Annotated in this window: 20 protein-coding genes and 1 tRNA gene; 6 read left to right on the top strand and 15 right to left on the bottom strand. The window is 63.3% G+C overall.

The window, feature by feature from the left end:
* Window positions 1-6: 6 nt before the first annotated feature.
* Both AAFH49_RS18670 and AAFH49_RS18665 read left to right on the top strand, forming a co-directional pair.
* Entirely contained in the window at window positions 7-1,032 is a 1,026-nt protein-coding gene (locus AAFH49_RS18670; protein ID WP_342300570.1) for a glycosyltransferase family 2 protein, read from the top strand.
* A 3-nt stretch (window positions 1,033-1,035) separates the two neighbouring features.
* On the top strand, window positions 1,036-1,839 hold the full coding sequence (locus tag AAFH49_RS18665; protein ID WP_342300568.1) for a carbohydrate deacetylase: 804 nt from the start codon (window positions 1,036-1,038) through the stop codon (window positions 1,837-1,839).
* Window positions 1,840-1,865: 26 nt separating this feature from the next.
* On the opposite strand, the gene AAFH49_RS18660 is transcribed toward AAFH49_RS18665, so the two are convergent.
* Together AAFH49_RS18660 and AAFH49_RS18655 are read right to left on the bottom strand one after the other, a co-directional pair.
* On the bottom strand, window positions 1,866-2,753 hold the full coding sequence (locus AAFH49_RS18660; RefSeq protein ID WP_342300567.1) for a lysylphosphatidylglycerol synthase transmembrane domain-containing protein: 888 nt from the start codon (window positions 2,751-2,753) through the stop codon (window positions 1,866-1,868).
* Entirely contained in the window at window positions 2,750-4,411 is a 1,662-nt protein-coding gene (locus AAFH49_RS18655) for an ArnT family glycosyltransferase (RefSeq protein ID WP_342300565.1), read from the bottom strand. The genes AAFH49_RS18660 and AAFH49_RS18655 overlap by 4 nt, the downstream gene beginning before the upstream one ends.
* 86 nt (window positions 4,412-4,497) lie before the next feature.
* Here AAFH49_RS18655 and AAFH49_RS18650 point away from each other — a divergent pair, with 86 nt between their 5' ends.
* A complete protein-coding gene (locus tag AAFH49_RS18650) occupies window positions 4,498-5,577 on the top strand; it encodes an LptF/LptG family permease (RefSeq protein WP_342300564.1) in 1,080 nt (359 codons plus the stop codon).
* Window positions 5,578-5,669: 92 nt separating this feature from the next.
* Window positions 5,670-6,098, top strand: coding sequence for a hypothetical protein (locus AAFH49_RS18645; protein WP_342300562.1), 429 nt, complete (start codon window positions 5,670-5,672; stop codon window positions 6,096-6,098).
* A 17-nt stretch (window positions 6,099-6,115) separates the two neighbouring features.
* Here AAFH49_RS18645 and AAFH49_RS18640 read toward each other — a convergent pair whose 3' ends face one another.
* The 9 genes from AAFH49_RS18640 to AAFH49_RS18600 form a co-directional block, all read right to left on the bottom strand.
* Complete coding sequence (locus AAFH49_RS18640) at window positions 6,116-6,466, bottom strand: hypothetical protein (RefSeq protein WP_342300560.1); 351 nt, start codon at window positions 6,464-6,466, stop codon at window positions 6,116-6,118.
* A gap of 68 nt (window positions 6,467-6,534) precedes the next feature.
* On the bottom strand, window positions 6,535-7,542 hold the full coding sequence (locus AAFH49_RS18635) for a hypothetical protein (RefSeq protein WP_342300558.1): 1,008 nt from the start codon (window positions 7,540-7,542) through the stop codon (window positions 6,535-6,537).
* 18 nt (window positions 7,543-7,560) lie between these two features.
* The gene (locus AAFH49_RS18630) at window positions 7,561-8,616 is read right to left on the bottom strand and encodes a cytochrome-c peroxidase (protein ID WP_342300556.1); all 1,056 of its coding nucleotides are present in this window, start codon (window positions 8,614-8,616) and stop codon (window positions 7,561-7,563) included.
* 6 nt (window positions 8,617-8,622) lie between these two features.
* A complete protein-coding gene (locus AAFH49_RS18625; RefSeq protein WP_342300553.1) occupies window positions 8,623-9,414 on the bottom strand; it encodes an MbnP family protein in 792 nt (263 codons plus the stop codon).
* A gap of 134 nt (window positions 9,415-9,548) precedes the next feature.
* Window positions 9,549-9,926, bottom strand: coding sequence for a hypothetical protein (locus tag AAFH49_RS18620; protein WP_342300551.1), 378 nt, complete (start codon window positions 9,924-9,926; stop codon window positions 9,549-9,551).
* 189 nt (window positions 9,927-10,115) lie between these two features.
* Window positions 10,116-10,844, bottom strand: a complete 729-nt coding sequence (locus AAFH49_RS18615; RefSeq protein ID WP_342300550.1) for a TIGR04283 family arsenosugar biosynthesis glycosyltransferase — start codon at window positions 10,842-10,844, stop codon at window positions 10,116-10,118.
* A gap of 30 nt (window positions 10,845-10,874) precedes the next feature.
* Window positions 10,875-11,513 (bottom strand): hypothetical protein, encoded by a 639-nt coding sequence (locus AAFH49_RS18610; protein ID WP_342300548.1) that lies wholly within the window; start codon window positions 11,511-11,513, stop codon window positions 10,875-10,877.
* 74 nt (window positions 11,514-11,587) lie between these two features.
* Window positions 11,588-12,832 carry a site-2 protease family protein gene (locus AAFH49_RS18605; protein ID WP_342300547.1) on the bottom strand — a complete coding sequence of 415 codons (1,245 nt, stop codon included), beginning with the start codon at window positions 12,830-12,832 and terminating at the stop codon, window positions 11,588-11,590.
* Window positions 12,819-13,478, bottom strand: a complete 660-nt coding sequence (locus tag AAFH49_RS18600; protein ID WP_342300546.1) for an HAD family hydrolase — start codon at window positions 13,476-13,478, stop codon at window positions 12,819-12,821. The genes AAFH49_RS18605 and AAFH49_RS18600 overlap by 14 nt, the downstream gene beginning before the upstream one ends.
* Window positions 13,479-13,576: 98 nt before the next feature.
* On the opposite strand from AAFH49_RS18600, the gene AAFH49_RS18595 reads away from it, so the two are divergent.
* Window positions 13,577-13,650, top strand: a tRNA-Ile gene (locus AAFH49_RS18595).
* 514 nt (window positions 13,651-14,164) lie between these two features.
* On the opposite strand, the gene AAFH49_RS18590 is transcribed toward AAFH49_RS18595, so the two are convergent.
* Window positions 14,165-14,335, bottom strand: coding sequence for a hypothetical protein (locus AAFH49_RS18590; protein WP_342300545.1), 171 nt, complete (start codon window positions 14,333-14,335; stop codon window positions 14,165-14,167).
* Between the two features lie 71 nt (window positions 14,336-14,406).
* Window positions 14,407-14,745, bottom strand: a complete 339-nt coding sequence (locus AAFH49_RS18585; protein ID WP_342300542.1) for a DUF1648 domain-containing protein — start codon at window positions 14,743-14,745, stop codon at window positions 14,407-14,409.
* A 400-nt stretch (window positions 14,746-15,145) separates the two neighbouring features.
* On the opposite strand from AAFH49_RS18585, the gene AAFH49_RS18580 reads away from it, so the two are divergent.
* A complete protein-coding gene (locus tag AAFH49_RS18580; protein WP_342300540.1) occupies window positions 15,146-15,295 on the top strand; it encodes a hypothetical protein in 150 nt (49 codons plus the stop codon).
* Window positions 15,296-15,532: 237 nt separating this feature from the next.
* On the opposite strand, the gene AAFH49_RS18575 is transcribed toward AAFH49_RS18580, so the two are convergent.
* Together AAFH49_RS18575 and AAFH49_RS18570 are read right to left on the bottom strand one after the other, a co-directional pair.
* The gene (locus tag AAFH49_RS18575) at window positions 15,533-16,312 is read right to left on the bottom strand and encodes a hypothetical protein (protein WP_342300539.1); all 780 of its coding nucleotides are present in this window, start codon (window positions 16,310-16,312) and stop codon (window positions 15,533-15,535) included.
* 513 nt (window positions 16,313-16,825) lie between these two features.
* The coding region (locus AAFH49_RS18570) for a TonB-dependent receptor plug domain-containing protein (RefSeq protein ID WP_342300538.1) at window positions 16,826-18,750 on the bottom strand (1,925 nt) is incomplete at its 5' end.

Genomic DNA, 18,750 nt, shown 5'->3' with positions numbered 1-18,750 from the left:
CAAGCCATGTTCACCGATTTTCTTGCTCCCGCCCCGGCCCGTCGAGTTGTGACCCCAGCCGTGGAAATCAAAGACCTGGTGTCCATCGTGGTACCGGTTCACAACGAGCAGGACAGCATGCGCCCCCTGGCCGAGCAGATTGACGACGTGATGACCGCCCACGGGCTGCCCTACGAGCTACTGCTAGTAAACGACGGCAGCGACGACCAGACCTGGGCGCGCATTAGCGCCCTAGCCGCCGAAAACCCGGCCGTAATAGGAATCGACCTGGCCGGTAACTACGGCCAGACACTCAGCCTGCGCGCCGGCTTCGAGCGGGCCCGGGGCGATATTGTGGTGGCCATGGATGGTGACCTGCAACACGACCCCGCTTACCTGCCGCAGTTTGTGGGCTACATCCGCGAGGGCTACGACATGGTGAGCGGGGCCAAAGCCAAGCGCCCCGACGGCCGCGCCCATTCCCTGCTCGCCAACACGGCCCACAAGGTCATTTCCCTGTTGTCAGGGGTGCAGCTCGAATACTTTGGGGCCACTTACAAAGCCTACCGCCGCTACCTGCTGCGCAACGTGGAGCTGCTCGGCGACTCGCACCGATTCCTGGGGGCCCTGGTGGCGCAGCGCGGCATCCGCTACCGCGAATTCCCGATTGAGGTGCATCAGCGGCAGTTTGGGACCAGCCACTACGGCCTGGGCAAAGCCCTGGTGGTGGTAGTCGATTTGGTGATGCTGCGCTTTTTTCTGCGCTACTCGCGCAAGCCGTTCCGGCTGTTCGGGGTGCTGGGGATATTGACATTGGCAGTGGGCCTGCTGGCTACCGCCGGCCTGCTGGTCAGCTCCATTTTCTTCGGAGTTAATATATCCCATCGATTCCCCATGGAGTTCATTTTTAGTTTATTCCTGATAATGAGCGGCATCTTTTTGATTTGTTTCGGCCTGCTGGCCGAAATCGGCACGCACGCCTACTACGCCCGCCGAAACCGGGCGCCCTACGTGGTGCGGCACGAGCTACGCACGCCGGCCCTAACGCTCTGACGAATGGCGCTGCGTCTCATCATCAACGCCGACGATTTTGGCTGGGATGCACCTGCCACGGCCGCCATTCTTGACCTGGCCGCCCAGGGTTGCCTCAGTAGCACCACCGTCATGGCCAATATGGCCAGCGAAATGGACCTGGTCGCCCTGCGCCAGTTTTCTGACCGCGTTTCGGTAGGCTACCACCTAAACCTGATTTTAGGACCGCCCGTGGCTCCCGCCGCCGCCGTGCCCAGCCTTCTGGGGCCGAATGGACATTTCTGGCCCGCCCAGCAGCTGTGGCTGCGCTACCTGGCCGGCCGGGTGCGCCCCACCGAGCTAACCACGGAGCTAACCGCCCAGCTTGACCGACTGCGCGCCCACGGCCTCCCCCCGAGCCATGCTGATTCGCACCGGCACCTGCACCTCTATCCCGGACTGGGGCCCGCCCTCACGCGCATCCTGGGCCAGCTGGGCGTGCGGCGGCTGCGGCGCTGGACGCCCCAGCCCAGCTACGGACAGCGCGGCCGCATTCTGAACGTGTTTGGGCGAATTTCGACCGCCGGCCTACGGGGTTTTGCCACGCCCAATGCGCTGGTGGCCGATTTTTCGGCGGCGCAGGCGGCCACGCTGCCGCTGTTTGTGCAGGGCCTGGCCCGCGCCCGGCGGCACGGCCCCACCGTGGAATTTATGACCCACCCCGGCCTGGCCGACCGGCCCGGCTCGTACCTAGCCCGCCGCACGGAATACGAATTCTGGCGCGGTGGTACCTGGCGCGAGCCTCTGGCGGAGCAGGGTGGGAGCTTGATTCGGTACGATGAAATCTGAAAAGCCGGATTGTGGAAACTGGTTTTTCAACTACGCTCCACTGCCCCCTGCAATCCATTCTCGCCCACCAGAGCCCCCGGCAAAGCCACCGCCGCCGATAGCAGGTAAAAGAGCAAACTGAGGCTGACCGATACCGCCGCATTAAGCCCCAGCCACTGTGCCCCGAGCAAAAACACCACCTCGCGCGCCCCGGCTCCGCCTACCGTAAAGGGCAAAGCCGCCGCCACCGACGAAGCCAGAAAAACCAGCAGGTACGCCGGCTGCTGCGAGACGGTGTGCGTAGCGGCAAGCAAAGCCAGCGTGCACAGCAGCTGGGCCGCCTGCACCCCCAGTGCCATCCCCTGCGTGCGCCAGTACGTGGGCCCAAACGGCGCAAACCACCGCCCCATAGCCACCGCTCCACCCCAGAGTATGCCAATTGCCCCCAGGCCCGCCACCCCGCGCCATATCCAAAGCCCGGGCAGCGGCAGGGGCACCACCCAGGCCAGTGCTACCAGCAGCACCCCCAGCGCCAGCAAGCCGCTCACGCGGTCTAGCACCAGGGCGCGGACCAGTGCGGCAGTTTTGGAAGGGTAGGCCCGCCGCAGCACCAACACCTTGTAGCCATCGCCGCCGATGCCGCCGGGTAAAAAAAGATTGTAGAACATGCCCAGCCAATAAAGGCGCAGGTTGACCGCCTCGGTCAAATCAACCCCAATGGCCCGCTGAAAGTAGTTGAGGCGGCGGGCCGCCAGCCACTTCGAAACCGCGAATAGCCCCACGGCCACCCCCAGCCAGCCCGGCTGCACGCTGGCCAGCACCTGCCCAATCTGGCGCGGGCTGATGCGGCGAAATACGAACCACAGCGCGGCCGCAAGCAGCCCCAGCTTCAGCAGCAGCAGCAGAGTAGCACGCAGGCGAGGCGGGAAGGTCAATGCGCGGGGAGGCGGTTTAAACAGCGGTTTGACGATGAAAATAAGCCCGGCTGGTCGAATTTTACTAAGTGCAGCCGAATGCCCCGGTCGATGACGAACTCATAGTACTGGTGGTAGCGCCGGCCGATGAGGTACCGGTCTTCGGCTAGATAGAAGGCATTTTTGGCGGGAGCGGCGGGCAACTGCGCCGACGTGGACGAATACACGATGTGGCCCGTGCCCCGCGTGATGTAAAACGCCTCGTCGTTGTCGACGTGGGTATCGGCCAGCTTGTACACCGGGGCGTGGCCGGCTATTTCCGCCACCCGGATGGCCGCCGTGCGATAGGGCGTCTCATCGCGGGTGAGCAGGCGGGCCGGCAGCACAAACCAGTTGAAGACGACGCGCATGCATAGCAAAAACAGCCCCAGCCACGCCAGCCGCTGGGCCGGCAGGTGCCAGTAGGCCAGCGTGCAGCCGGCCAGCGCCAGCGCCCCCAGCGCCGATTTCCAGACCACGCCGGGCTGCACGGCGGCCGCGGGTATCCAGGGCACGGCCACCAGGCTCAGGCTGACCAGCGCCATGGCCGTTAGCAGCACGGCATCGAGGAGGCGGTGGGACCAGCGACGCTCGGCCCAAAACTGCTGGTAGAAATAGACCGCCACCGTGAAGCACAGCGGCGTGAGCACGAACAAGTAGCGCGGAATAGTGCCCGGCGACAGCCAGAACACCGGCGTGAGCGCCGCAAACAGCAGCGCATTGAAGCGCAGGAAGGGCTGCTCGCGTAGCACCTGCCGCCAGCCGGGCCGGGCCAGGCACAGCAGCAGCAGGGTCCAGGGCAGGAAATCAGAGATAAAATCGAACGGAAACTTCACCAGATGGGCCAGCGACTCCCGCCAGGCGTGGGCGGCCACGGTGCGCTGCGTTGACTGGTCGAGGAGCGTGGCCAGGTAGTCGTGCAGCGGGTGAAAATGGCGGTACACGGCAAAGTAGCCACCTATCAGCCCCAGCAATACGGCCAGCCCCATGGCGTGCGCTCCCGATAACAGCCGCCGCCAGTGGCCGTCAACAAACACGAAATACACCCCCAGCGCCACCCCCTGAAATACCAGCGACGGCAGCCCCTTCAGCAGAAAGCCCACCGCCGTGAGGGCGTAGCTCACCACAAACAGGGCCGCCCAGCGCCGCCGCGCGCCCAGTTCAAACACCGCCATAAACCCGAGGTAAGTGACCAGGGCGTGCAGGGTATCAATGAGCCCGAGGAAGGAATCATAGAACAGCATGCGCCCGCTGGTGATGAAGGCCAGCGCGGCCACCACACCCAGCACCCAGCCCAGGCGGCGGCTCACGAAGTAGTACAGGCTGGCCCCCATGCCCAGCAGCGCCAGCACCGTGGGCAGGCGAATTACCCATTCCTCAACGGAGCCGAATAGCTGGAAAAACCCCACCAGCAGCCAGTTGAATAGCGGCGGCTTGTTGAAATAATACTCGCCCTGGAGCGTCGAAACGAAGTAATTGCCGTGCAGCTTCAGCTCCAGGGCCACCAGCGCCCGGATGGGCTCATCGGCGATGAGCGGGAGCAGGCCCAGGTTGAGCAGCAGGGCCGGCAGCAGCACCAGCAGGGCAAGCACGGCGGGCACCCAGGGGCGCGCCCGCAACCAGGGCAGGAAGGGAAGCATGGCGAAAAGCAGGGTGAATCAGCCCGCTAAAGGTAGGATTCAAATTAGTCTTTGTATTTTATATATTGAATATTTATTTAAAGCTCGTGCGTATCCTCGACCGCTATATCATCCGCAAGTTTCTCACGGCGTTTTTTTTCACCGTGGTGCTGCTCGTATCGGTGATTTGCGTGATTGACTACACCGAGAAAAACGACGATTTCCTGCGCCACGGGCTCTCCGGCCACAAAATCATCTTCGGCTACTACGTGTACGTGTTCCCGTATTTCGCCAATATGCTCTCGCCCATCACGGTGTTCATCGCCGTGGTATTTGTGACGGCGCAGCTGGCGGCGCGCACCGAAATTGTGGCCATCATGGCATCGGGCGTCAGCTTCCGGCGGCTGTTGGTGCCGTATGCCGCGGGGGCCGGGTTGCTGGGTCTGCTCACGTTTGCGGTGGTGGGCTGGGTGCTGCCGCTGGGCAACAAGCGCCGCGTACAGTTCGAGCGCGCCTACGTGAAAAGCCCCTGGCGCTACGAGGGACGCAACGTGCACATCAAAATCGGGCCGCGCCACTACGTGTACATGGAGAGCTACGATAACATCAGCAACATCGGCTTCCATTTTGCCCTCGAAACCGTGGACGGCACCGTGCTGCGCCGCCGCCTCACCGCCGATGCCATCAACTGGGATTCGGCCCGGCACGCGTGGCATTTATCGCCGCAGGTGGTGCGCACCTTTCGCGGTTTGCAGGACGAAACCCTGCAAACCCTGCCCGCCCGCGACACCACCCTGAACCTCTTTCCCAAGGATTTCGGCAGCGACTACCATCTGGCCGAAACCCTCACCCTGCCCGAGCTCGACGGTCTGATTCGCACCAAAATCGAACGCGGGGCCAACGACACCCAAACCTACCAAAGCGACAAATACGAGCGCTACGCCTATCCCTTCGCCATCGTCATCCTGGCCCTGATTGGCGTCACGCTCAGCGCCCGCAAGGCGCGGGCCGGCGTGGGCGGGCAGATTGCGCTGGGGTTTGTGCTGGCCTTCATTTTCATCTTTTTCGTGATGTTCAGCCGCAATCTGGCGCAGGTGGGGCAGCTTTCGCCCATGCTGGCGGCCTGGGTGCCCAGCCTGATTTTCTCCGGCATCGGGCTGGTGCTCTACCGCTTCGTGCCGAAGTAGCCCAAAAAAAAGCCCCATATGCACAGGCAGTCGGGGCTTTTTTGTTTTAATGATAAAACTGCCCGGCGGGCTGGGCGGCGTACTTTTGGCCCATGGCCCAACCCATCGAGCTTCCTTCCCGCAGCATTTCCTTCCGCCCCGATTTGCGGGTGATGGTGGTGCGCTGGCACAGTCACGCAGCCTTTGAAGTGGTGCAGGCCGACTACGCCCAAATGCTGGCCGCCGCCGAAGAGCACGGCATCAGCGACTGGCTGTTGGATGTGCGCCGCCGCGACAAAATTCCTGCCGACCTCAGCGATTGGGTTACGCATGTGTTTTATCCACAAGCCACTGCGCGCATGGCACCTCGCCGCCTGCGCATGGCCGTGCTCAACTCGCCGGCCCTCACCGAAGCCTACACCTCGGACCCCGACCAGAGAAAATACGTGGCCTTTGTGATGGACCCCGCCCGGCCCTTCGACATGAATTTGTTTGAAGACGAAGGAGCTGCCATGCGCTGGCTCAACCCCCTTGAGTTGTAAAAAAAACGCCTTGGCTACTACTTAGCAGCCTTCTCCAGCAACCCCAACAGCTCATCGGCGGCTTTTTCGATGTCGGCGTAGCCTTGCTGGGCGGCGCGCTCCTTGGCGGCAATGAGGCCGTCGCGGTGCACGGTTTTGAAGTCGCCGAAGGGAAATTTGTAGCGGCCCTTGGTGTCTTCGCCCTTGCTCTTATCGAGGCCGAGGTGCCAGCCGGCGTACTCGTCCATCTCGTGCTTTTTGAGGTAAGCATTTTCGTCCGACGCATCGGGATTGTGCTGGCCCCAGTGACCGGAATCGTTTTTAATTTTGCCGTCCTTAATCAGCTTTTTGGCGAAGGTGACGGCGGCGGAATTCAGGGAAACGCTCATGGCTCAGAAGGAAAAAAGGTGGCTGTATCTGCTTTCCTACGTGGTAGTTGCGCCGGGGTTCCCAGTGTTCAGCTTTTGCCGTGGAGCAAATATTTGGTCTGCTTGAAGCTGTAGCCGACGGATACTACCATCCGGCCGGCGCTGGCCGGGTGGTCCGTAGCAGCGGTGTAGATGGGCAGCTGAAAGCTGGTGTTCAAGGACACGTTTTTGTAATACAAATCCAGCCCCGGCCCGAGCAGGGCGTTGTTCATGGCGTGTTCACCGGTGAGGTGGCCGTCCAGCATTTCGCCCTTGGTTTTCTCGTAGAAAAACTGCGACGAGGGGTAAATCTGCCAGTTTTCGCCCAGCGGCACGCGGTAAAACAGGCTGGCGTAGATGGCCGTGCTGGGCGCCAGGCTGTTGCTGAATGTGTTTTCCGTCGAGCGCCGGTAGCTGCTGTTCACGCTCAGCCCGAAGCTGTGGAAGCCACCGATGTAGTTGGCATAGATAAAGCCGTCGGTGGTGCCGGTGCCCACCTGGTTCAGCAGCGGGTAGCGCTGGCCCTGCGCATTCTGGCGGGTGTACTCGCCGGTGGGCAATTTCACGCCGCCACCCACGATGAGCCGGCTTTGCACGCCCGCCGTTTCGATGGCCCTAATGAGGTGGTAGCCGGCAAAAACCGTTACGTCGCCCACGCCGGCCGAGTTCAGCTGCCGGCCGTTTATCTGCGAGGTATTCATCACGTAGGGCACGAAGGCGTTTAGCTCCACGCGCTGCGAGAGGAAGTATTTGCCCCGCAACTCAATCACGCGGAAAGCCTCAAAATCCGTCGGGTCGCCGTGGTGGGAGTGCGCGTAGCCGTTGTCGCCGTTGAGTGGCGAGGGGAAAAACGGCCGTGCCCCGGTCGGGAAAAACTGCGCCGACTGCCCCAGCGCCTGGTAGCCGTTGAAGATGCGGTAGCGGTGCATCAGGCTGAAACTGCTCTGGTTGTCGTAGGGCGTGATGCCCATGAAGCAGCCGCAGATGTCGCAGGCTCGGCCAGGCAGCGCCAGCCCGCTCATCATCAGTGCTATGAGAATAAATTTCTGAATGTTCATCAAAGTAAATGCTGATGCCTAAGGCTGCATAGCCAGCCGCGAATCGTGGATAAACGAGTCGTCGGTGAGCGTTTGCAGGAAGGCGATGATGTCGGCTTGTTCGGTGGATGTGAGGGGAATGCCCAGCGGCCCGCCCGCCGGGCGCAGCGCCGCATCGAGGGTAGGCGAAGCCAATACGCCGTGGTCGTAGTGCGCCAGCACCTGCGCCAGCGTGCCAAAGCGGCCGTCGTGCATGTAAGGAGCCGTGAGGGCCACATTGCGCAGGCTCGGTACTTTGAAGCGGCCCACGTCGGTGGCCCGGCCGGTGATGTGGGCCCGCCCCGAATCGGCCCCGAAGGACTGGCTCAGCCCGTTGTTGCGGAACGACTCGTCGGTGAATAAATCGGTGGCGTGGCAGCTGGCGCATTTCTGTGCCACCAGCGTCCGGCCGCGCATTTCGTCGGCCGCGAGCACGGCGTTGCCTTCGCCCCGCACCACCTTATCATAGCGCGAATTGGCCGAGGTGAGCGAGGCCGTGAACTGCGCCAGCGCCCGCAGAAACTGGTAGGAATCGATGGGGCCCGGCCCGTACACGGCCGCGAAACGGCGCGGATAGTCAGCGTCAGCGTTGAGCTTGGCCAGGACGTGGGGCAGCGTCTCGTCCATTTCCAGTGGATTGGTGAGCGGGGCCAGGGGCAGGGTTTCGAGGTTTTTAGGCCCGCCATCCCAGAAAAAATCCGGCTTCCAGCGCAGGTTTTGCAGGGCCGGGGCGTTGCGCGTGCCCAGGCGGTTGTCCACGCCGTGGCTCAAGCGGTGGTCGGCGTTGGCGAAGGCCACGAACTGCTGATGGCAGCTGCCGCACGACACCGAGCCGTCGCGCGAGAGCCGCGCATCGTAGAACAAGCTACGGCCCAGCGCAAACGCCGCCGGCGTGGGCGGGTTGGCATCGAGGGCATACACGGGGGCGGGGAAATTGGCCGGGAGGGTGGTGCCGGGCACCGAGGCATCTGGCACCACCACATCGCCGAGGCCGCAGCCCGCCAGGAGCAGCCCCGCCAGCCCGCAGGCCAGCGAGGCAGCAACAAGGGGTTTCATGGCCGTTTAGTTGGCGTGAATGTGCTCGATGGAGAACATGCCGGCCGCGTAGTTATTGGCCAATCGCACGGCGTTGGCGCCCGCCGATTGCACGTCAGGCATCGTGTTAAAACGAATATCGCCGGTTCCGGCGACACCGGGCTTTCCTACAAACATGGCCATCACGTCCATGTTGAGGTGGATTTCGGGGTTATGGTCGGCGCGTACCAATAGCGTCGTGCCGCTCGGGAAAGCCGGTGAAACCGTCCGAATGGTGTTGTTGGGCTTTTTAAAGCCGGCGATGTGGTAGGTGATGGCTGACGTGGTGGACTGCGGCGAGTAACCTTCGAGTTTCGTGAAGATGTAGCCCGAGTCCCAGGACCAGAACATGTTGTTGCTGGGGTCGAGCGCCCCTTTTTGCGCGCCCGAAACGTTGCGTGCGCTATCGACCCCAATGGTGAAGGTGAGGCCTTTGTAGTCGCCTACTGGCACGCCGCTGAGCGCGAGGTGCTGGTTGGCGGGCTTGGCCGCGTCGAGGAGGTAGTAGCTCTCGGGCACGGCATAAGTCGAGCCGTCGGTTTTGGTGAAGACGATGTTGGAGATGTACTGTCGGAAAATGCCGATTCTGAACTGGTCGCCGGCCGGAGTGGTGTAGGTTTTGGTGTCCAGTACCAGCCCGTCGGCCCCCACTGTCTGCTCAAATTCGAGGGCTACGGTGCCGGTTGGGCTGGTTGCCTCCACGTCCTTCTTGCAGCCCGTCAGGGCAAGCATTGCGAGGGCGAACGTATAGGAAAGGGCGGAAATAGAAAAGCGTTTCATCGGAAAAGCGGGGGGAGGGGGATATCAACAACTGATTGAAAAACAGCGCGTACACGCGCAGCTGGCTCGCCGAAAGTCCGGCAGAGCCCGCAAATTGGCCGGCCTCCTGCCATGCAGAAAGCCCTAAGCCACAATCAGGCAGATAAGAGGGGTGGGCGGAACACGCCCCGGCCGGGCACAGCCGCGTAGCGCGGCATTTGTGGGCGGGCGTAGGGCCGGGCGGCGGCTGGCCAGCGCCGGGGCTGGGGCAGCCGCAAGGTGGCCAGGGGCAGCACCTCGTACTTCACCTTGGCCAGCATTTCGGGGGCTTTTTTGTCGCCGCCCTCGGCTTTGCGCAGCTGCTTGGCCAGGTGGCATTTGCCGTTGCAATGCAGCATCGGCTTGGCCTTGTTCACGCAGTATAGCTCCGTGATGCGGGCCTTATTCAGCTGATAATCCACGACCAGCACCTCCTGCCCCAAAGTCTGGAGCAGCATGAGCGTGACGAGGAAAAAAGCCAGAATGCGGTGCATAAAGCGGGAAGCTATAAGGGCAAAGATAGGCCAACGGCTCACGATTCAGGCTATCGCCCGGCTGGATAAACGACGGGGTGGCAGCGCTGGATTGCGCCCGTCGCGTGCCGGTCCGCGCTGGCCGGTTTGTGAGGTACTCGGCTCCTCGCTGCCAACCGTTGCCTGTTGTGGCCGGTTCCCGCGTCGGCGCTACAGCTTGTCCTGCCGGATGATGGCCCGGTACACCCGCAGCAAAGTAGGCTGGCTCACGCCCAGATAGTACAGCCCCGTGAGCAGGTAAAAAGTGGCCTGAAGCCGGAAAACGCCATTCTCACGATACTTGCGGGCCGAGGTAATGATGATGCCGGGCAGCACCCGAAGCCGCGTAAGCCGCTTGAGCCGCCGCGCAATTTCCTGGTCTTCCAGCACGAGCAGGTCCTCGCGGTAGCCGCCGGCTTGCTCAAAAATGCTCCGCTGCACAAACAGGCTCTGGTCACCAAAGCGGGCCAACGCTACATCGAAGCGCGTGAACCAGGCGTGCGCCCGCAAAAACCAGTGCGGCATATCGAACGCCAGTCGGAAGCAGCCGCAGCCATACCCCGCCGCCACCGCCCGCCGGATATCATTCAGAAAGCCCACCGGCGGCAATGAATCGGCGTGCAGAAAATACAGGATGCTGCCCGTGGCGTGCCGCGCCCCGTGGTTGAGCTGGGCGGCGCGGCCCTTGCGCGGGCAGGCCACCACGCGGGCTCCGGCCTGGCGGGCCAGCGCGGCCGTGGCATCGGTGCCGGGGCTGTCGGCCACGATGATTTCCACACCCGCATCAGTAGCCGTGCCCGCCCGGCGCAAGTGGTGCAGCAGCGCCGCGATGCCTTCCGCCTCGTTATAAGTGGGGATGATGATGCTCACCAGCGCGGCAGCAGGGGCAGGGAGCGGCATGGCGAACGGAAAAAAGCGGCAGTCGGCCGGCTAGTTCAGGTAAGGCGATTCCAGCTCCTGGCCCATGCTACGGAGCGTAGCGGCCCCGCGCCGGCCGGTGAGGCGCGTGCTCAGGGCCTGGGCTTCGGGGGCGCTCAGGACTTCCAGCTCGTGCAGCCAGGCCACGCGGCGCAGCTGCGGCTCGATGAAGCCCAGCGGGTTCACCTGGCCGTACTCGTCGCGCAGGTAGGTTTTGGTGCGGCGCTCCAGCTCCGCCACCAGCGCCCGAAACTGCTTGCGCTGCCAAGGCCGGCCAGCCAGCGTGACGGCCAGATGCGCCGTGCGCAGCCGGAACGTGCACCACTGCTGCTCGAAGCGCAGCCAGCTGGCCAGCGCATTCAGCCCAAAAATCAGCCACCACGAGTACAGAGCAATATCGGTATGGCCGGTGGTCAGCCACTCGCGCCAGGGGCCGTAACCCAGAAACACGAGCAGCAGCCCGGTGAGCAGCAGCTGGTTGGTGGGAATGTGGCGGTGCTCGCCGGATTTGATGGGCAGGATTTCTTCGTAGGGCACCTCGGTTTCGAGCGTGGGCACGCCCTGGGGGTTGCGCTTGCACACGTAGAGGCTTTCGGCCCGCAATTCAATGTGCGTAGTGCCCAGAAAAAGCTGTTTTTGGCTAAAAATCATTCAGGGGAAATGGGAAGCGGGTAGAAGGGAGAACCTTGGAAAGAGCATGACGGCCACTAAATCAGGAATGAGAATTACCCAAACGGACTCGGCGTAAAGCAAAGAACAAAAATAACCACCATCAGCCAGCCCAGCAGCTGGCGGCCGGGGCTAAGGGTGCGCTCATCGGGAGCCGGCGGGTGGTAGATGCCCGTGAAGCGCCCCAGCAGTAGCCCGAACACCAGCCAGCCGGGATTGCCCACCACGCCCGGCAGCAGCGCGGCCCCTGCCAGCTGCGCCGCCCAGATGCCCGCCGCCAGCAGCAGTCCCTGGCGCGGCCGGGGCAGCACCCGCCAGAATATCAGCGCCAGATACCCCGCGTACACCGGCCCGCCATAGAGCCAGGTTTGCCAGTCGTCGTGCAGCGAAAACAGGCCCAGCCCGGCGTAGAAAATGAAGCCTGTGAACAGCACCGGCACCATGCGGTTGAAGCGCCGCGGCCCCAGCAGCCCGTACAGGATATGGCCGCCGTCGAGCTGGCCCATAGGCAGCAGGTTGAGGGCCGTGAAAAACAGGCTGAGCGAGCCGGCCAGCAGCACGGGGTAGTGCATCAGCTCCAGCGGGTGGGGCAGGCGGGCGGGGTCGGCGAAGGTGTGTTCCAGGAATTGGTAGAGCAGCGGGCGGGCCAGGGTGATGCCGTTGGCCAGCTCCTTCGCGCCGTACACATGCTGCGCATAATCAGCTCCATATTGGGCATAGTCTGGGTGAATGGCGTACAGATACGCCAGTGGCGGCAGGTGCGTGAAGCCGTAAATCAGCAGCGGTACCGCCACCAGGAAACCTGCCAGCGGCCCGGCCAGCCCGATATCGAAAAACTCGCGCCGCGAAAAAATCCGCTCCCGAATGCGGATAATGGCCCCGAACGTGCCCAGCCCCATCGGAAACGGAATGTAGTAGGGCAGCGACGTGCGCACTCGGTTGCGGCGCGCCGTGAAATAATGCCCGAACTCGTGCACCGTGAGCACGCCCAGAAACGGCAGCGCAAACCACAGCCCGCGCTGCACCTCCGCCCACAAGGCTGGCCCCCTCAACTGAAACACATCCAGCGGCAAAAAATCGACCGCACCGCGCGTGAGCTGAATACCGGCCAGCGTGGTGGTGATGAGCGTTATCAGAAACAGCCCGATATGCAGCGCCGCCGTGCGCCCTGGCGACGGCTCCGGGCGCTCGAACCTCCGGAACAGTGCCCGCGCCCGGGCCAGGCGGCCGGGCGCATCGGTGGCCACCGGGGCCGCCACATCAGCAGGAAAGCCCGCGAAATCAGGTTCAGGAATGGGCAACGGGGTATTCTCGGGGAAAGGCACGGAGGGCTTCGGGCAGGGCGGTGGTGAGGGTGAGCGGCGGGGCCAGGTGCAGCACCCGCAACCCCAGACGGCGGGCCGTGGCAATGTGCTGCGGGCTGTCTTCGATGAACAACACGTCTTCGGGCCGCCAGTTCATTTCGCGCAGCGCGTGGTGGAATATTTCCTCGCCCGGCTTGCGCAGGCCCACTTCCTGGGAGTAAAACACGCGGTCAAGCACGTCGGCAATGCCGTTTTTGAAGCCGTATTTCGCGGCGAGGCGCTGGTTGATTTCGGCGATGTGCAGCGTGTTAGTATTGCTGAGCAGCGCCGTTTGGTGGCCCTGCCGGCGTAGCTCGCCGATGAGGGCGAGGCGCTCGGCGGGCACGTCGAGCAGCATGGCGTGCCAGGCGGCATCCAGCTCGGCATCGGTGGCGTCGAGGTCGTAGGCGGCACGCAGTCCGGCCCGAAACTCGGCGGGGGAGAGGTGGCCAGTTTCGAAGCGGTCGAACAGCTCGGCCTGGCTGGCCTGCGAAAAGGGAATGGTGCTGCCGGCGCGGCTCAGCCGGCGCAGGGCCGTAGGGGTGGCGTCGTAATCAATATCAATGATGACACCGCCAAAATCGAACAATAAGTGAGGAAGCATGGGCTGGCTTGTTTTTCCATCCGCGAAGGTCGTACTTTTGCACCGTTGGAGGGCCGGCAACGGCAGGGTTGAGGTGAAAGATGACTGCCTCCAGCACCGGGCCTATAGCTCAATCGGTTAGAGCAGCTGACTCATAATCAGCAGGTCACTGGTTCGATTCCAGTTGGGCCCACAAATGAGGTCTGTAAGCAGCTGATTATTAGCTGTTTGCAGACCTCATTCCTTTGTTGCGGGACGGCTTGCGGGACAAAAATTCCAATCTGCCTCTCTAGGGCTCGCGAAAAGCAATATTTTTTTCAGGCTTGCGGGACAAATTTTCTGGCCTCGCTCAGGTCAGCGGGTTAAACCGGCCGCTCGCGGTGTGGGCCAGCCCGACAAATGCGGCGCGGTCTGCCTTCGCCTCTAGAGCCTGCAGGCGGGCATACCAACGGGTAGGCTTGCCCCGGTAGTGCGTTTTGCGTCCCTTTTTGTGTCGGGCCATATGGGCATCTGCTAGCTTGCGGTCTAGCGCGAGTGGCGCAATGAGGGGCTTGAGACTCGCTGGCATCAGTTGGGAATCATAACAAAGCCGCTGGCTAGGGTAGGCTAGGCGGTGGGCAAAGTAGCCCCGGCCCCTGTTCCATACCATGTGGAACCTGCTCCAAAAACTGCCATAGGAAAAAGGTGTGGTTGGTAAGTGTTGAAAACTAGGCCGCGCAAGCATCTTCCGGCTCCAGGTGGCGAAGTAGGGAGAGGGCCGTAGGGGTGGCCAGCAGCGGTTGCACCTGAGTAGCGCGGGTGCGCCGGAACCGGGCCGCAACCTGAGCGGCCGTGACGGGGGCAGCGGCTTGCGCTACCACGGCCCGAACGGCTTGCATCTGTTGGGCCAGCTCGACGGGCTATCTTTCGCCCCTTTGCGTGAACTTCCCTTGGTCCAGGACAGGCACGGCTAGCGGACACCGTGGCCCGCCGCCACGAGCCAGACGCAGAGCACCGCGCTGAGGAACAGCATCCCGCCCGTGAGCAAGCGCCGACTCGCCGCCTGGGCCGGGGTGGTGGCCGGCGGGGAGAGCCACCGGGCCGTTCCGTAGACCAGCACCGGCACCAAGACCAGGGCCCAGCACACCGGCTTAGCCGCGTACTGGTCGGCACCGCCCCGGGTGAAGTGCACCGGCACCTGCGCCGGCAGCGCCGACCAGGTCCACGCTAAGCAGGCCAGGGGCAATAGCAACAAGCCAAGGACCAAGAGTTGACGCCCACGAACGGGCTTCGGTAGCATTATCGTCATGGAACAGGTCGCCAGCAGGCGGGGTGAGGAAGCAGGCGGGGTGGGGAAGGTAGTACGAAAATCCGTTGAGCCTCTGCAGGGGGGTAGAATTCCGCTCGTTATTCTATTCCGACCGTTCTTGTGGACGGGCGCCATAATTCTCACTTGGGGCCCGCGCTTATTCCACGGCTACGCTACTCGCGGGGCAGTGTGGCGCATTTCTTGCCTATGGTTCCGCCTCCGACGGGAACACCGGGTGGTGCTCCCCGCTTTTTTACTTTCTTTCATTCGCCATGCGCCTGCTCTTCCCCATTGCCCTTTCCCCATTGCCCTTGCTCTTTTTGCTACCCTGTCCTGCGCTTCGGCGGCCCACGCCCAGGTAAACATCAACATCGGCCAGCCCGCGTACGCGCCCCAAGTTGTGGTGGTCGAGCATGCCCCCAAGCCGTACCATCCCAAAAAGCTCAAGAAAGGCCAAGCGGTGTACTTGGTGCCCGCGGGCCCGGTGTACTACGAGGAGCGGGGCACGGGGCACGGCAAAGGCAAGGGGCACGGCAAGGGCAAGCACTAACCCGTTTCCTGGCCTCCACCCGCCCGGGCCGCTGTTCACCGGCTGGTATTGACGCTCGTGTCTGTTGCAGAACCCGCAATTTGCTCGAAAACAGCGTGCCTTTAACAGCAGAACGAGCAAAAAGCGGCTACAACGTAAGGTTCAAGGACTGGTTCAACCAATGGCAGCACCTTGGAAAGGCCGATAGTGAGCTCTGCAACAGCCACGGTCCAACAAGCAGACGTGGGCCTTCTGCGCTCACCCGCGCTTCTGTCTCCCGCGTTTGCTCCTTGGTACAACCCGCGTTTTGGGTTCCTGCAATGCCCAGCGGCCTTGGCGCTTGCACACGAGGCCCACGCCGCCCAGCGCGTAGCGGTAGTAATCCACGTCGTAGACAAAGAAGCCCGAGTCGCGGGCCGCGTTGAAGCAGACCCGCGAGAGTTGCAGCCCGCGTTGCCGGCCGGCGCTGCCGGGCGGGTCGGCGTATTCGCGGAAGGGTTCGTAGCGCCAGTACAGCCCGTATTGCCAGACCGGGGGCGGGATGTCGGGACGGTACGGGCGGTCCAGGAGTGTGGCAAAGGCCGGCGCTCCTCGCTGAAGCGCGCGCAGGGCGTGGTTGTGGGCCGGGTGGGTGGTGTCCGGCAACAGCCCCCCGTTCTCGGCCAGAAACGCGGGCAGGCTGCGTAGCGTCGGTGCCAAATTCAACACGAATGGGGCGTCGGCCACCGCCGGGTGCGCGGCCAGGTACGCCCGGTAGTACGTCCACTGCTGGGCCTGCGTGGTGTCGGACGGGGGCGGGGGCGGCACCAATGGAACTCCCGCGGCGGTGTACTGTCCCTGCAGGTCCTCCCAATAGGCCTGCTGCAGCAACTGGGGCAACACGTGCTGGTAGACCTGGTCTTCTTCGGCGGTGTACCCGGGCGCGGGGCTCGCGGCCGTTTGGGAAGCGTCGCCCGCTGCGGTGCCCTCGCTCTGGCACTGGGTCAGCCCCAGCGTGAGGGCCAGAGCCATGAGAAACAAAGGAATGGGGGAAGGCATACGGCGGTGCGGCGGGTTCCTGCGCAGGGAGGGACGGGGAGAGAAAACGTGCGGGGCGTTGCGGGCTCGATGGCCGTTATACCGGTTCGACAGGGCGCCCGCCGCAAGATAGGCCGCGTACACCGGCCAGCGTTCCCAGTACGCTCATTTCTCCTCTTGTTAAGACTGTTAATAGGGATATTACGCGGGGTTGGATGCCGTTTTGGATAGAGAAACGGTCCGAAGGTAAACGCGGTCTGTTTGATGAAAGGAGCCTACGACCGGACTCGTCCGTTATCTATCATCAGGTAGGGTCGCAGGTGCGCGGCTTGCCCCAGCTCCGCGCGCGGGGTTGCCGCAACGTTCCCGGGACAGCCCGCTATCATGCCACCCCCAATGGAACGCGTCCTGGCGGGGCAGGAATAAATCGTTGAGGCGGGCAGAATTGATGGATAAAGGAAGGACTCCTAAAGCGGCGCCCTTGCGAGGAGGCGGGTAAAGCCGGGGGGCACCCGGCTTGAAATGGCCGCCCGGCTAAAACTCCACGATGAACCCCACCGTGGGCACTACCAGCGCGTCGCTGTCGGGCAATAAAATCGGGACGGCGTTGCGGCCATCCGGGCGCAGGGGCTGGCCGTCGGTGGTGGCGTAGCCGGAGTTGTCGGCCAGGCGCTCGAAGGTGTAGGTGGGAACCGAAACGGGCTTGGCGAGCAGGGCATTCTGTACATCGAGGTAAAAATCGAAGCTGAGGCGGCGCAGGCTGATTTTCTTGTCCAGTCGCAGGTCGAGCTGCTGGAAGGGGCGGAGGCGCTGGGTATTGAGTTGGCTATAGTCGAGAATGCCCTGGCCCACGGCCTGGTAGCTAGCGCGGCTGGCGGCTTCGTCATAGGGCGTGTAGGGGCCGCCGCCGCCCACGCGGTACTTGGCACCCAGCTCCCACTGCCGGCCCAATTGGTAGCCCAGCAGGGCCGAGCCTAGGAAGCGGGTATCCCAGGCCGTGGGCTTGTAAATGCCGTCGCGGCCCGTGAACTCGGAGCGGAAGGCCGTGAGCGACACGATGGCGAAGAGCTTGCCGCTGAGCTTTTGCTGAAAGAACGCCTCGGCCCCGTAGGCGCGGCCGCGGCCGGTGCTGGTCACGGCCTCATTGCCAATGGCGTTGAAATCGCCGCCCAGATTGGCCAGGCTGATGCCGTCGCGGACGGACACCGGGTAGTTGTTGTACTTCTTGTAAAAGCCCTCCAGCGTGAAGCGGGTGGCCGCGTCGGGCAGGTACTCGAGGCCCGCCACGTAATGGTCGGCCCGGATGTAGCGGTTGCTAGCGTTGGGGCGGTTGCCGGCTTCATCGCGGAAGCCCAGCAGCGTGCTGGGCGGGATTTTGTAGTAGCGCCCGATGCTGGCGTTCAGGTTCAGCGTGGGCCGCAGGGCGTACGACACCGAGCCGCGGGGCGAGAGGGTGCGGTCAAGCCGGTAGCCTTCGGTGAGGGCGCTGGTGCCGTCGGTGCGCAGGCCGGCCGAGACGGTGAGGCGGCTATCGGCCCCAAACGTGCGGGTGGCCTGGGCAAACGCGCCGTAGCGCACGAAGTCCAAATCGGTCACGAAGCGCACCGTGACGGCCGGGCTCACAAGCGCGCCGGCCTCGCGCACCTCGGCCCGGATGCGGTTGGTCAGGTTGTTATCGTAGTGCACCAGCTGGCCCACCACGCCGTAGCTGTACTGCCAGCGGCCGAGGCGCTTGTTCACGTCGGCGCGCAGCTTGTTTTCGGTTTCGTGGGTGCGGGCGCCCAGCTTGCGGTAGGCCTCCTGGCCGGTGTAGCCGTACTGGAACTGGTCGGCGGCGGCGTACTGCTGGGTGCGGCTCAGGGCCAGGTTCAGGTAGCCGTTTTCAACCAGGCGGCGCAGGTTCAGGCCCACGGTGTAGTTCCACTGGTTGATGGTGGGGTTGTTGCGCAGGATGAATTCCTTGCTCGGCGAGCTTTTCTTGGGCGGCACGATTTCGAAGTGGTCAATCGCGCCCAGTCCCAGCGTGGTGAGCGTGGTTTTGGGCGATATCTTGGTCGTGGTCTTGAACTGAAAGTCGTAGAAATCGGGCCGGATGGGCAAGTCAATCAGCTTAAACAGCACCTGCAAATAGCTGCGCCGGGCCGAGGCCAGAAACGTGGTATTTTTCGTGAGCGGCCCTTCCAGCGTGGCCGCCACCTCGGTGCCCGAGGTGCGCAGGTTGCCCTGAATGCGCTCGGCGTTGCCCTCGCGCTGCCGGAACTGCAGCACCGAGCTCAGCGCATTGTCGTACCGCGCCTGAAAGGCCGAGCTGCTCAACGTCACGTCCTCAATAAAGCTGACGTTGAGAATGCCGGCCGGCCCGCCCGCGCTGCCTTGGGTGGGAAAGTGGTTGATGACGGGCACCTCAATGCCATCGAGGTAGTACACGTTTTCGTTCGGCGCGCCGCCCCGGATGATGA

It is taken from the genome of Hymenobacter segetis (assembly GCF_038448715.1).
Taxonomy (GTDB): domain Bacteria; phylum Bacteroidota; class Bacteroidia; order Cytophagales; family Hymenobacteraceae; genus Hymenobacter; species Hymenobacter segetis.
The sequence above is the reverse complement of the archived record's forward strand: the minus strand, read 5'-3'. Positions and strand labels throughout refer to the sequence as shown.